14 protein-coding genes are annotated in these 12,435 nt (G+C 71.9%); 1 reads left to right on the top strand and 13 read right to left on the bottom strand.

Going from position 1 to position 12,435, the window contains the following annotated elements:
* The 13 genes from ilvC to ACI379_RS03640 form a co-directional block, all read right to left on the bottom strand.
* Nucleotides 1-751 (bottom strand): ketol-acid reductoisomerase (gene ilvC / locus ACI379_RS03700; RefSeq protein ID WP_439790712.1); only part of this gene is annotated, 751 nt, incomplete at its 3' end.
* Nucleotides 752-860: 109 nt separating this feature from the next.
* Nucleotides 861-1,403, bottom strand: a complete 543-nt coding sequence (ilvN, locus tag ACI379_RS03695; RefSeq protein ID WP_439790713.1) for an acetolactate synthase small subunit — start codon at nt 1,401-1,403, stop codon at nt 861-863.
* A gap of 5 nt (nt 1,404-1,408) precedes the next feature.
* Nucleotides 1,409-3,172 (bottom strand): acetolactate synthase large subunit, encoded by a 1,764-nt coding sequence (locus ACI379_RS03690; RefSeq protein ID WP_439790711.1) that lies wholly within the window; start codon nt 3,170-3,172, stop codon nt 1,409-1,411.
* Between the two features lie 321 nt (nt 3,173-3,493).
* Nucleotides 3,494-4,609 (bottom strand): baeRF11 domain-containing protein, encoded by a 1,116-nt coding sequence (locus tag ACI379_RS03685; protein WP_439790710.1) that lies wholly within the window; start codon nt 4,607-4,609, stop codon nt 3,494-3,496.
* A 95-nt stretch (nt 4,610-4,704) separates the two neighbouring features.
* Nucleotides 4,705-5,373 (bottom strand): 4a-hydroxytetrahydrobiopterin dehydratase, encoded by a 669-nt coding sequence (locus tag ACI379_RS03680; RefSeq protein ID WP_439790709.1) that lies wholly within the window; start codon nt 5,371-5,373, stop codon nt 4,705-4,707.
* Nucleotides 5,374-5,428: 55 nt separating this feature from the next.
* Nucleotides 5,429-5,884: a deoxycytidylate deaminase gene (locus tag ACI379_RS03675; protein ID WP_439790708.1), complete on the bottom strand. Its 456-nt coding sequence runs from the start codon at nt 5,882-5,884 to the stop codon at nt 5,429-5,431.
* Between the two features lie 61 nt (nt 5,885-5,945).
* A complete protein-coding gene (locus tag ACI379_RS03670; protein WP_439790707.1) occupies nt 5,946-6,662 on the bottom strand; it encodes a GNAT family N-acetyltransferase in 717 nt (238 codons plus the stop codon).
* Between the two features lie 111 nt (nt 6,663-6,773).
* On the bottom strand, nt 6,774-7,190 hold the full coding sequence (locus ACI379_RS03665; protein ID WP_439790706.1) for a VOC family protein: 417 nt from the start codon (nt 7,188-7,190) through the stop codon (nt 6,774-6,776).
* A 59-nt stretch (nt 7,191-7,249) separates the two neighbouring features.
* Complete coding sequence (locus ACI379_RS03660) at nt 7,250-8,290, bottom strand: S66 family peptidase (protein ID WP_439790705.1); 1,041 nt, start codon at nt 8,288-8,290, stop codon at nt 7,250-7,252.
* 4 nt (nt 8,291-8,294) lie between these two features.
* Nucleotides 8,295-9,524, bottom strand: a complete 1,230-nt coding sequence (locus ACI379_RS03655; RefSeq protein WP_439790704.1) for a kynureninase — start codon at nt 9,522-9,524, stop codon at nt 8,295-8,297.
* 5 nt (nt 9,525-9,529) lie between these two features.
* Nucleotides 9,530-9,985, bottom strand: coding sequence for an SRPBCC family protein (locus ACI379_RS03650; RefSeq protein ID WP_439790703.1), 456 nt, complete (start codon nt 9,983-9,985; stop codon nt 9,530-9,532).
* Between the two features lie 60 nt (nt 9,986-10,045).
* Nucleotides 10,046-10,639, bottom strand: a complete 594-nt coding sequence (locus tag ACI379_RS03645; RefSeq protein WP_439790702.1) for a hypothetical protein — start codon at nt 10,637-10,639, stop codon at nt 10,046-10,048.
* A gap of 68 nt (nt 10,640-10,707) precedes the next feature.
* Nucleotides 10,708-11,793 carry a WD40/YVTN/BNR-like repeat-containing protein gene (locus ACI379_RS03640; RefSeq protein ID WP_439790701.1) on the bottom strand — a complete coding sequence of 362 codons (1,086 nt, stop codon included), beginning with the start codon at nt 11,791-11,793 and terminating at the stop codon, nt 10,708-10,710.
* Nucleotides 11,794-11,875: 82 nt separating this feature from the next.
* On the opposite strand from ACI379_RS03640, the gene ACI379_RS03635 reads away from it, so the two are divergent.
* Nucleotides 11,876-12,435: PadR family transcriptional regulator (locus tag ACI379_RS03635; protein WP_439790700.1), on the top strand; the 560-nt coding region annotated here is incomplete at its 3' end.

The following is a 12,435-nucleotide window of genomic DNA, read 5'->3' as shown; positions in this document are numbered from 1 at the left end:
CCGACCAGCGCTGCTTGGCGATGCCGCCCTCCCACATGAGGTCCACGATGAGCTTGAGCTCGTGCAGCACCTCGAAGTACGCGATCTCCGGCTGGTAGCCGGCCTCGGTGAGGGTCTCGAAGCCGTACTGGACGAGCTGGGAGACGCCACCGCACAGGACGGCCTGCTCACCGAACAGGTCGGTCTCGGTCTCCTCGGTGAAGGTCGTCTTGATGACGCCGGCGCGGGTGCCGCCGATGCCCTTGGCGTACGACTTGGCGAGGTCCCAGGCGGTGCCGGAGGCGTCCTGCTCGACGGCGATGATGTCCGGGATGCCGCGGCCGGCGACGTACTCGCGGCGCACGGTGTGGCCGGGGGCCTTGGGGGCCACCATGATCACGTCGACGCCCTCGGGCGCGGTGATGTAGCCGAAGCGGATGTTGAAGCCGTGGCCGAAGACCAGAGTGTCGCCCGCGACGAGGTTGGGGGCGATGGACTCGGCGTACAGCTTCCGCTGGTGCTGGTCGGGAGCGAGGATGACGATGACGTCGGCCTCCTCCGCAGCCTCGGCGGGGGTGAGGACGCGGAAGCCCTCGTCCTCGGCCTTGGGGCGCGACTTGGAGCCCTCGGGCAGACCGATCCGCACGTCAACACCCGAGTCGCGGAGGTTGAGGGCGTGCGCGTGGCCCTGGCTGCCGTAACCGATGACAGCGACCTGCTTGGCCTGGATCAGGCTCAGGTCGGCGTCGTCGTCGTAGTACATCTCAGCCACTTCGGGCTCTCCTTCTGGTTGCGGATGGGTCGTGCAGGTGGTGAAGTCTTCGGCCCCGACCCGGTCTGTGACGATTCTCGTCGACTGACCGGGACGACGGCCAGCGGGGTCAGCCCAGCGCCGACGGCGGCGCGGGGACGGGTACGGGGCGCAGCGAGCGCTCGCTGATCGAGCGCGAGCCGCGGCCGATGGCGACCATGCCCGACTGGACGAGCTCGCGGATCCCGAACGGCTCGATGACCCGCATGAAGTCGGCGAGCTTGTCGGCGTTTCCGACCAGCTGGATCGTCACCGCGTCGGGGGCCACGTCGACCACCTTGGCGCGGAAGAGCTGGACCGCGTCGAGCACGGCGCCGCGGGTGGCCTGGTCGGCCTTGACCTTGACCATGAGGAGCTCGCGGTTGACCGAGGAGCTGCCGTCGAGCTCGACGACCTTGATCACCTCGATCAGCTTGTTGAGCTGCTTGGTGACCTGCTCCAGCGGCGAGTCCTCGACGCCGACGACGATCGTCATGCGGGAGACCTCGGGGTGCTCGGTCGGGCCGACGGCGAGGCTGTCGATGTTGAACCCGCGGCGCGAGAAGAGCGCCGCGATCCGGGTGAGGACGCCCGGCTTGTTCTCCACCAGGACGGACAGGGTGTGCTTGGTCATCGTGCTCACAGCTCCACGTCGTCGAAGTCGGGCGCGAGGTCCCGGGCGTACTTGATGTCGTCGTTGCTCGTGCCAGCGGCGACCATCGGCCACACCATCGCGTCGCGGTGGACGCGGAAGTCGACGACGACGGGCTGGTCGTCGATCTCGAGGGCGCGCTTGATGGTGGCGTCCACGTCGGCGGGCGACTCGCAGGACAGCCCGACGCAGCCGTACGCCTCGGCGAGCTTGACGAAGTCGGGGATGCGCTTGGAGTGCAGGTCGGTGTTGGAGTAGCGCTCGTTGTAGAAGAGCGTCTGCCACTGCCGCACCATGCCGAGCGACTCGTTGTTGATCACCGCCACCTTGATCGGGATGTCGTTGATCGCGCAGGTGGCCAGCTCCTGGTTGGTCATCTGGAAGCAGCCGTCGCCGTCGATGGACCACACGGTCTGGTCGGGGCAGGCGACCTTGGCGCCCATCGCGGCGGGCACCGAGTAGCCCATCGTGCCGGCGCCACCGGAGTTGAGCCACGTGTTGGGCTTCTCGTACTTGACGAAGTGGGTCGCCCACATCTGGTGCTGGCCGACGCCGGCGGCGTAGATGGCGTCGGGGCCGGAGAGCTCACCGAGGCGCTCGATGACGTACTGCGGGGCGAGCGAGCCGTCGGCGGGGGTCTCGTACCCGACCGGGTACTTCGACTTCACGCCGAGGATGAACTCGACCCAGGCGGAGATGTCGGGCAGGGCCGCCTCGCCCTCGGACTCGAACAGGGCCACGAGGTCGGCGATGACCTGCTTGCAGTCGCCCACGATCGGGACGTCCACCTCGCGGTTCTTGCCGATCTCGGCCGGGTCGATGTCGGCGTGGATCACCCGCGCGTGCGGTGCGAACGAGTCCAGGTTGCCGGTGACGCGGTCGTCGAAACGGGCGCCGAGCGTGATCAGCAGGTCGCTCTTCTGCAGGCCCGCGACCGCGGCGACGGTGCCGTGCATGCCGGGCATGCCCAGGTGCTGCGGGTGCGAGTCGGGGAACGCGCCGCGCGCCATCAGCGTCGTGACGACCGGGATGCCGGTGAGCTCGGCCAGGCGGCGCAGCTCGCGGGCAGCGCCGGCGCGGATCACACCGCCGCCGACGTACAGCACCGGGCGGCGCGACTCGGCGATCAGCTTGACGGCCTCGCGGATCTGCTTGGCGTGCGGCTTGGTCACCGGCCGGTAGCCGGGCAGCTGGAGCTCGGTGGGCCACTCGAAGCGGGTCATCGACTGCAGCGCGGACTTCGCGACGTCGACCAGCACGGGGCCGGGGCGCCCGGTCGAGGCGATGTGGAAGGCCTCGGCGACGGTGCGCGGGATGTCGTCGGGGTTCTTGACGAGGAAGTTGTGCTTGGTGATCGGCATCGTGATGCCGCGGATGTCGGCCTCCTGGAAGGCGTCGGTGCCGATCAGCGAGGCGCCGACCTGACCCGTGACGGCAACCATGGGGACGGAGTCCATGTGGGCGTCCGCCAGGGCGGTGACCAGGTTGGTCGCGCCCGGGCCCGAGGTCGCCATGCAGACGCCGACCTTGCCGCTGGCCGCCGCGTACCCCTGGGCCGCGTGGCCCGCACCCTGCTCGTGGCGCACCAGGATGTGCCGGATGCGCGTGGAGTCCATCAGCGGGTCGTACGCCGGCAGGATCGCTCCACCCGGGATGCCGAAGATGTCCTCGACACCCGCGGCCTCCAACGAGGTGATGAGGCTCTGGGCGCCCGTGATCTGCCCACCCTGAACGTTCGTCGGATCCGTCATCACTCCACATTCCTCAACGTCATCTGACCAACAAAAAACCCCTCGGCCCGGCGGGCGACGAGGGGATGGCGCGTGCTCGCGGGGCCGTCAGGCCTCAGAGCACACGCCGCGTGCGTACGAGAATGTCGATGCGCATGGAACCACGGTCTCCGCAGGACGCTTGTGGCGTCAACCCAGTCTGACACTCGTCCCATCATGTGGGCGCTGGATCCCAGCATTTGGCGCTGCCGCGTGAGGGCCGTCACACGAGGCGCGTCGTCGGTCGGCCACGGCGGATGGCCGACCGACGACGGAGACCTCATTCAGACGGAGGAAACGCTCTCAGCTGAGCGCGTGGCGCAGGCCCGCCAGCGCCGTCCCGTTCCAGCCGGGCGCGCTCACCTCGGCGGACCGCACCGCGATCACCTCGCCACCCTTGGCCAGCACCTCCACGGCCACCGCGGAGAGGAGGTCCTGCCCGGCCGGGTCGTAGGTGAGGACGCCGGTGTCGGGGTCGAGCTCACCGCGCACCTCGACGGTGAAGTCGAAGACCAGCGTCGCGACCGCCCCGAACGCAGCCGCCCGCGCGATGTCGGCGAGGTCAGTGGCCACCAGCCCCGCGGCGGTGCCGTCGAGGACGCCCGCGACGACCTCGTCGACGCGGCGGGAGTTGAGCGTGGGCAGCTCGGCACGGACGACCTCGTCGATCTCGTGCGCCTTGAGCTCGTCGGCGGCTCCCTCGACCTGGACCAGCGGCCGCCCGGTGTGCTCGGCGGCGTACAGGTCGACCAACGGCGCGGCGGCGAAGAGGAACAGCGGCACCGACTCGTCGGCGAGCTTGAGCTCGGACCCGACCGCCTCGGCGACCTTGGCCGCGTACTTCTCCAGCAGGACCGTGCGGCCCTCGTCCCCGACCAGGCGCCGTACGTGGCCGCGGTCGCGGACGGTGGCGCGGTTGGTCGCGTCGGCCACGTCGCTGGGGTGCTCCCCCTCGAGCTCCACCTCGGCGGCACGGCTCGCGGCCGTGGCGTGCCAGAGGTTCCAGCCGTCCGCGGACAGGGTCAGCGCGTAGGCCTCCTGCGGGGTCGTCACCGCCCGGACCAGCTGGCCGACGTCGAAGCGGGTGCCGACCTGGATCTGGTCGTCGAGGTCGTTGGCCAGCACGTACACCTCGTGGCCGTCGTCGGCCAGGAACAGGGCCAGCGAGTGCGACAGGTCCATCCACACGTCGCTCTGGGCGATCTCCTCCCACTCCGAGCGCAGCGCGGCCTCCACCGCGGCCGCGGCTCCGCGTGCCCGCACCGTGCGTACCGCCTCGTCCACCGCACTCTTCGCGTTCAGCCGGCTCTTCTCGCGGTCCGCCGGATCGGTCTTGACGTAGATCGTGACGGCCAGCTCGTGGCGGTCGCCGAGACGGACCAGGTCGTCTGCGCCGGGAAGTTCGTACCGAGGTGACATCGCGGGGCTCCCACTCGTCGGGATACCTCCACGCTGGCACAGCACGGAGACCCTCCGGATGGGCACTTCGTCCCGAGTTGGGCCGCCGTTCGTGCTCAGTCCCGGGCCGTGACCGCACACACGCAGGACCGGTTCCCCGCCGCGTCGGCCAGGACCCAGAACGACGGCGCGTGGCTGTCGTCGACCAGCCGTCCACCGGCCTCCACGAACGCGGCGATGCGGGCCTCGACCTGGTCCTCGGGGACCCAGACGTCGAGGTGCCAGCGCTGCTCGGGCTCCCCCACCTCCGGCACGTACGAGGGGTCCGCGTCCTGGAACCACACGCTCGGCAGCGCGCCGGCGGGATCGACCACCTCGCCGTCGGCCGGGCGACCGCCGAGCAGGGCCGCGTACGCCGCGCCGAGGTCGTGTCCCGCCGCGACGTCGAGGCCGAGCTCGAGGACGGTGATCCTCTCCGGTGCGGGGGTCATGCCCAGCCCGTGGGCGAGGTCGCTGATCTCCTGGGCCAGTGCGAGGTCACGGCTGGTGAGGCCGCCGACGTCGTGGCTCGACAGGCGCAGCCGTACCTCCCCGTAGGACAGGGAGACGTCGGGGTGGTGGTTGGCGGTCTCGGCCGCCTTGCCGACGAGGTTGACCAACCGCAGTCCGCCCGCGAAGTCCCCCGTGGCGTAGACCGCGTGCAACGTGTGCAGGATCTGCCGCCAGTCGCCGAGCCCGGCGGCCTGCACCTCGGTGTGGGTGAGCGTGCGCTTCGGATCGTCCATCGTTCGAGCATCGCACGGGACCACGCCCGGCGACAGGGCGTGAGCGGCGAGCCGCTCAGGCGGACCAGTCGGTGAGCCCGGCGCGGTCGTGCTCCCCGCCGGGCCACACGGCCCGTACGACGCCGGCCGCCGCGAGGGCCTTGCGGCAGCCCGGGCAGGGAGGATCGGTGATGTACGCGGTGGCGCCCTTGGTGTCGCGCGTGGCGAACAGCAGCGCGTTGACCTCGGCGTGGATGGCGATGCAGAACCCGGGGGTGCCGGGACGGTCGTAGTCGCCCAGGCCCGGCACCGCGTCGTAGTCGAGCTGGCCCCGCGGGCAGGCGCCCTGCAGGCAGTCGTCCTCGCCGGGGGGCGCCCCGTTGTAGCCGGTCGCGATGATCCGACGGTCGATCACCAGGACCGCCCCCACCCGCCGGCGCGTGCACTTGGCGCGGGTGGCGACGGCGTCGGCGATGCCGATGAAGTACTCGTCCCAGCCGGGCACGGCGGCAGGTTCAGGCTGCTGGCTCACGCCCCGCATCGTGCCAGAGGTCGCGGCCGGCCGGGCGGGAAGTCCGTCCGTGACGTCCGGCTCAGGCCTGCGGCTGCGGCGGGCGTGCGGCGAGGCGTACGCGCTGGTGGCCGTGCTCGTCGAAGTTGCGGTCGTCGAGCCACTCCTCCAGCGCGCGGCGCACTCGCGGCCACTCGCCGTCGGTGATCGAGAACCAGTCGGTGTCGCGGCTGCGGCCCTTGTGGACGACCGCGTTGCGGAAGCGGCCCTCCCAGATGAAGCCGAGGCGGACGGCGGCGCGGCGCGAGGGCTGGTTGTGCTTGTCGCACTTCCACTCGTAGCGGCGGTAGCCCAGGTCCTCGAAGACGTGGTGCATCAGCAGGCTCATCGCCTCCGTCGCCCCGCGCGAGCGCTGCAGCGGCCGGCCGTACACGATGCTGCCGACCTCGATCGTCCCGTTGGCGACGTCCGCGCGCATGAGGCTGGCCAGCCCCGCGGCCTGGCCGGACTCCTGGGAGACGATGGCGAAGGTCACCGCGGCCGGGTTGGCCGCGTACTCCTCGATCCGCTCGGCCATCGCGGCCACGGTGGCGGGGCGCTCGTCGGCACGGTACGTCCACAGCTCGTCGTCCCGCTTGGAGCACAGGGCGGCGTACAGGCCCGCGGTGTGCTCGCGCGCCACCGGCTCCAGCCGTACGCCCCGTCCGGTGAGGACCACCGGGGCGGGCGGGGTGGCGCCGGTGAAGTCGACGGCCGGGCCGATCGGCTGGCCGTGCTCGTTGGTGCGGGCGGCGTTCATGGGGCTCCTGGGGTCGGTACGTGCCGTCCAAGCATCGCCGATGCCCTCGGCGGGACGGACAGGTGTCCGGGGTTTGCGGCCCCGCCGGCCCCCTGCCGCGCGCCTGCCGGGTCAGGGGAGGACCGAGGCACCGATCTCGCCCGGGTTCCAGGCGACCTCCCACAGGAAGCCGTCGGGGTCGGCGAAGTAGCCCGTGTACCCGCCCCAGTCCCGCTCCTGCGCGGGGCGCACGTACGAGGCGCCCGCAGCGGCGGCAGTCTGCAGCACCTCCCCCACCTCCTCACGGGTCGCGACGTTGTGGGCGAGCGTCAACGGCGCCACCGAGTCCCGGGACGGAGCGCGTCCGACCTCGGCGGCGAAGGCGGCCTCGTCCCACAGCGAGAGGACCACCTTGTCGGCGACGCGGACCATCAGCACCTCCCCCGGCACGTCGAGCTCGGCCTGCCAGCCGAGACCGTCGAGGTAGAAGCGGCGGGCCGCGTCGAGGTCACGCACGGCCAGGGTCACGAAGCTCAGTCGCTGGTCCATCCCGTCGATGCTGCCCTGCCCGGCGCCAGAACCCAAGCCTCACCGCCGGGGAGACCTCCTCAGGCGAGGGTCTGGATGATCTCGCGCCGCTCCCCGTCGACGACCACCCGCGCCAGCGCCCCGTTGACGAGCGGCAGGTGCGGTGGGACGTGGCCGATCTCGAGGTCGAACACGATCGGGAGGCCGAGGTCCCCGAGCGCGTCGAGGACCGCCTCGCGCTGGGTCATGGTCTCCGAGTCCGGTGCGTTGGTGCGCCCCACCAGGACCGCCGTCGCGCCGGTGAACCAGCCGGCCAGCCGGAGCCCGTGCAGGTTGCGGCAGATCGTGTACGCGTTGTCGTCGCAGGCCTCCAGGTAGACCACCGTGCCCTCATCGCCGCAGCGCTCGGCGAAACCGGGGACGTCGCCGTACGGGGAGCCGGTGAGGTTGACGAGCGTCTCGATGCACCCGCCGATCAGCCGCCCCGTGACGTCGAGCGACCCGGCCCCGTGCAGCGACCACGCGCCCTCCCCGACCCGGCGCCACTCGGTGGCGTACGGGTCCTCGTGGAAGCGCCACCACGCGGCGACCACTCCGGAGTCGCGCTGCGTGACGGGGCCGGTGCTCGCGGCGAGGTCCGTCCAGTGCACGAGCCCGTCGGGCACCACGTACGGGGTGTCGGCCAGGTTGTCGCCGTGAAGCGTCGCCCAGCCGGTGCGGAGGGTCAGCGGCACCAGCAGCGTCGACATGTCCGAGTAGCCGACCACCCACGTCGGCTCGGCGGCCGCGATCGCGTCCCAGTCGAGCTGGTCGACGAGGTCGACGGCGGTCTCCCCGCCCCAGGGCGGGATGACGAGCCGGATCTCCGGGTCGCACAGCATCGCGGTGAGCTCGGCCGCCCGCTCGGCCTTGGGCGCCGACACGTGGGAGGTGCCGTCCATGCACCGCCCGACGGTCACCGGGTGCCCCCGATCGGTCAGCCAGCGCACGGCGAAGTCGACGCGCTCGGCGGCCTCACCGGAGGCTCCGGTGGACGGCGAGGTGACTCCGATCCGGTCGCCGGGACGCAGCGGCGCGGGGAACCGCAGCCACGACGGTCGCGGACTGGTGGTGGTGTCCATCCGCTCAGCTCCTGCCGACGCGCTCGGAGAACTCGGTCGCGATCGCGCGCACCCCCGCCTCGACCTCGGCGAACGAGGTCGACAGCGGCGACAGGCCGATGCGCAGCCCGCCTGGGTCGCGGTAGTCGGGGATCACGTCCCGTTCCCAGAGCGCGGCGACCACCTCACGCATCCGGTCGTGGTGCAGGTTCAGGTGCCCGCCACGCACCGCCGGGTCGCGTGGGGAGGCGACGGTGACGCCGTACGGTCCCAGCAGCTCCTCGGCCAGCCCGGCGGCGTACTCGGTGAGGGCCACCGACTTCTCCCGTACGGCCGCGATGCCGACCTCGTCGATGAGGGCCACCATGTCGGCAAGGCCCAGCATCGCCGTGATCGGCGGGGTGCCGGAGATGAAGCGCCGCACCGTCGGGGCCGGGTCGTACCCGGGGCCCATGAGGAACGGGTCGCGGTGCCCCATCCACCCCTGGATGGGCTGGCGCAGGCCGAGGTGGCGGGTCGCGACGTAGCCGAAGGCGGGCGAGCCCGGGCCTCCGTTGAGGTACTTGTAGGTGCAGCCCACGGCCAGGTCCGCGCCCCAGGCGTCGAGCTCGACCGGCACCACCCCGGCGCTGTGGCACAGGTCCCACAGGACCAGCGCGCCGGCCTCGTGCACCTGCGCGGTGATCGCTGCCGCGTCCGCCAGCCAGCCGGAGCGGTACGCCACGTGGGAGAGCACGACGAGCGCGGTCCGCTCGGACAGGGCCGGGGCCAGCAGCTCCGGCGTGATGCCGGCGTCCGCGGGTACCTCGACCCAGCGCACCGCCAGCCCGAGCTCGGAGGCGATGCCCTCGACGACGTAGCGGTCGGTCGGGAAGTTGTCGGTGTCGACCACGATCTCGTCGCGCCCACCGGGCGCCCCGCCGAGCGCGGCACGCACCAGCTTGTAGAGCAGGACCGTGGTGGAGTCACCCACGAACGCCTGGCCCGGCCCGGCTCCCAGGCACACCCGACCGATCTCGTCGCCCAGGACCAACGGCTGGTCGTACCAGCGCTCGTCCCAGCCACGGATCAGCCGACCGCCCCACTCGTCGACCACGAAGCCGCCGATGCGCTCCGCGGTGGCCCGCAGCGGACGGCCCAGTGAGTTGCCGTCGAAGTAGACGAGGTCGCTCTCGGTACCGACGAAGCGGTCCCTCAGCGGCGCCAACGGGTCGGCGGCGTCGAGATCGGGGGCAGACCCGGGGACGTACGTCACGGCGCTCAGCCCTGCTCCGCGGCGGCCCTGAGGTCGGCCAGCCCCTTCTCGAAGTCCTTGGCGATCGCCTTGTCGAAGAAGAGCCTGCCCATCAGCTGCATCAGCGGGTTGCGCCGGCCCGTCATCGTCCACACCACCCGCGTGGCGTCACCCTCGCCAGTCAGGTCGAACCGGGAGCCGTTGGTGGCCTTGAAGGGCTTGAGGAAGCGCAGGTCCACCACGACGCGGTCCGGGGTGGACTCGACGATCTCCATGGTTCCCTCGCCGGCCTGGGAGTTGCCCGACCAGTGGTAGCGCGCCCCCACGCCGGCCTCGGCGCCGGTGTACTCGCGGCGCAGGTCGGGGTCGAGGCCCTCCCACGGCGACCACCGGGTCCAGTGGTGGAAGTTGTCGAGCAGCGCGTGCACGGCGGCGGGGGTCGCCGCGACGGTGGTCTCGCGCGAGAGCGTGAAGGTGGCCATGGGTGGATCGTGCCACCGTCGGGCCCCGCCGACCATCTCCACAGGGTGGCCGGCGGTCCCTCACTCCGGCAGGTCGGCGAAGTTCTTGACCTTCTCGCCGTCCTCCACGGTCTGCGGCGACGTCTGCAGGCGCAGGCGGTCGTCCCGGACCAGCGCGAGCAGGTCCTCGTACGCCGGCTTCAGGTCGATGGTGCGCGGGTCGCCGTCGATCGCGGGTCCCGCCAGGAGCAGCACCACGGCAGAGTCGTCGTTGACGTGGCGCACGAGCAGGACACCGGGGTCCTCCTCCGGCTCCTCGGTCTCCCACAGGATGGTCGTGGAGTCGTCGACGGGCGCGCACCCGGAGAGGGCACCGGCGGCCTCCCCCTCTGGGCACTCCAGCGAGATGCCGGTGGCCGGGCCGACCCCGACCTGGACCAGGTCCCCGTCGTCGCCCTCACCACCGCCGTACCGCAGGCTCACCGAGACGGCACCCTTCTCCATCGTCGGGCCGTCGGTGGCGTCCCCGACCGAGGTGGCGCCGGGCAGGTGCTCGAGCGCGACTGCCGCGACCGCTCGCGCCGTGATGGGCTCGGTCTCCTCCTCGGAGTCACCGAGCTGGCACCCGGAGAGCACGAGCACCGCGGCGGCGAGCACAGCCAGTCGTCCACGCATGTGTCTTCCCATCGAGGTCCGGTCGCGCACGCGCGCGTCGCGCCGAGCCTAGTGGTTCGGGCGCTCTCTCACGCGACCTCCGCGGCACGGACCACGAGGACGTCCGGCAGGTCGTCGATCACGCGCTGCCACGTGTCCCCCTCGTCGGCCGAGGCGAACACCGCTCCGTTGCGCCCGCCGACGTACAGCCCGGCCGGTTCCTGACCGTCGGTGCACAGCGCGTCCCGCATCACCGCCGCGTAGAACTGGTCCGGGAGAGTCCCCTCGCCCAGCAGCGACCACGACGCGCCGGCGTCGGTGGTCCGGGCCACCCTGGCCCGGCCGTCGACGGGCCAGCGGGCACCGGCGTCGGCGATGGGGAACGTGTACGCGGTCCCGCCGCGGCGTGGGTGGGCGACCATGGCGAAGCCGAACTCCGAGGGCAGCCCGGGCGCGATGTCGAGCCACGAGCGACCGCCGTCGTCGGAGCGGTAGACGCCCCCGTGGTTCTGGAGGTAGAGCCGCTCGGGGTCCTCGGCGTCGCGGGCGACCTTGTGCACGCACTGGCCGAACTCCGGGTACGTGCGGTCGCCGGGCATGAACTCCGCCTTCACGCCGGTGTTGGAGGCCTGCCAGCTGGCTCCGCCGTCCTCGGTGCGGTAGACGCCACCGGTCGAGATCGCGGCGAGCAGCACCGCCGGGTCGCCGGGGTGCGGGAGCAGCGTGTGGAACGCCTGCCCGCCGTACCCCTCGCCCCACTCGGCGCGGTGCGGGTGCTCCCACAGCCCGCGCACGAGCTCGAAGGTCTCCCCCGCGTCCTCCGACCGGAAGACGGCGCCCGGCTCCGTACCGGCCCAGACCTCGCGCTCGCCGTTGCCGGGGACGAGCTGCCACACGCGCTCGAGAGCCGTACCGGTGTCCTCGGGGAAGCGGATCGCACCGCCGGGGGTCTCCTGCCAGGTCACGCCGAGGTCGTCGGAGCGGCGCACCTGCGGGCCGAACCAGCTCGACGAGCAACCGGCCAGGAGACGGACCCCGTCTCCGCGTCGGTCCACCATGACGGAGTACACCTCCTCCATCTCGAAGTGCGGCCCCGAGAAGGACCAGCCCTCCCGGTCCTCGCTGGTCCCGATCCACAGACCCTTGCGGGTTCCCACGAGCAGCACGGTGGTCATCTGGTTCTCCTTCTCCGAGGTCGGGTCGCAGCACCTGGCGCAGGTCTGGTATTCCTTTTAGGAACACTACGCGGAGAGGGCCATGGGTCAAGAGAAGCTGCCGATCACCAGCTGGGCGCTGCTGGCCCTGTTCACGCTCGACGACGCGCCGCTGACCGCGTACGAGCTGAAGCAGAGGGCCGACAGCACCCTGCGCTTCTACTGGACCTCCCCCGCGACGAGCCAGGTGTACACCGAGGTCGGGCGCCTCACCGACCTCGGCCTGCTCGAGGTCGACACGGGCCCCGACGGGCGATCCTCGACGTACCGGATCACCGAGCTGGGCTCGCGACGGCTCGCGGAGTGGGCCTCGCACCACCAGCCCGGCTTCCCCGTCTTCAAGCACCCGTACGCGCTGCGCCTCATGCTCGGGCACCTGGGCGCGCCGGAGCGGATGCGCGAGCTGCTCACCGAGTACCTCGACGAGGTGGCCGAGGCCCGCAGCGACCTGCAGGCGGTGCGCGACTTCCTCTCCACCGCGGACCGGGCCGGCGAGCAGTACCGGTACCCGTCGCTGGTGGCCGACTGGGGGCTGGCCCACTTCGACAGCGAGGAGGCGATCGCGCGCTCGATCGTGGAGCGGCTCGCCGAGGACATCGCTCT

Source organism: Nocardioides sp., from assembly GCF_051876515.1.
Taxonomy (GTDB): Bacteria; Actinomycetota; Actinomycetes; order Propionibacteriales; family Nocardioidaceae; genus Nocardioides.
This window is presented reverse-complemented; position numbering and strand designations above follow the sequence as displayed.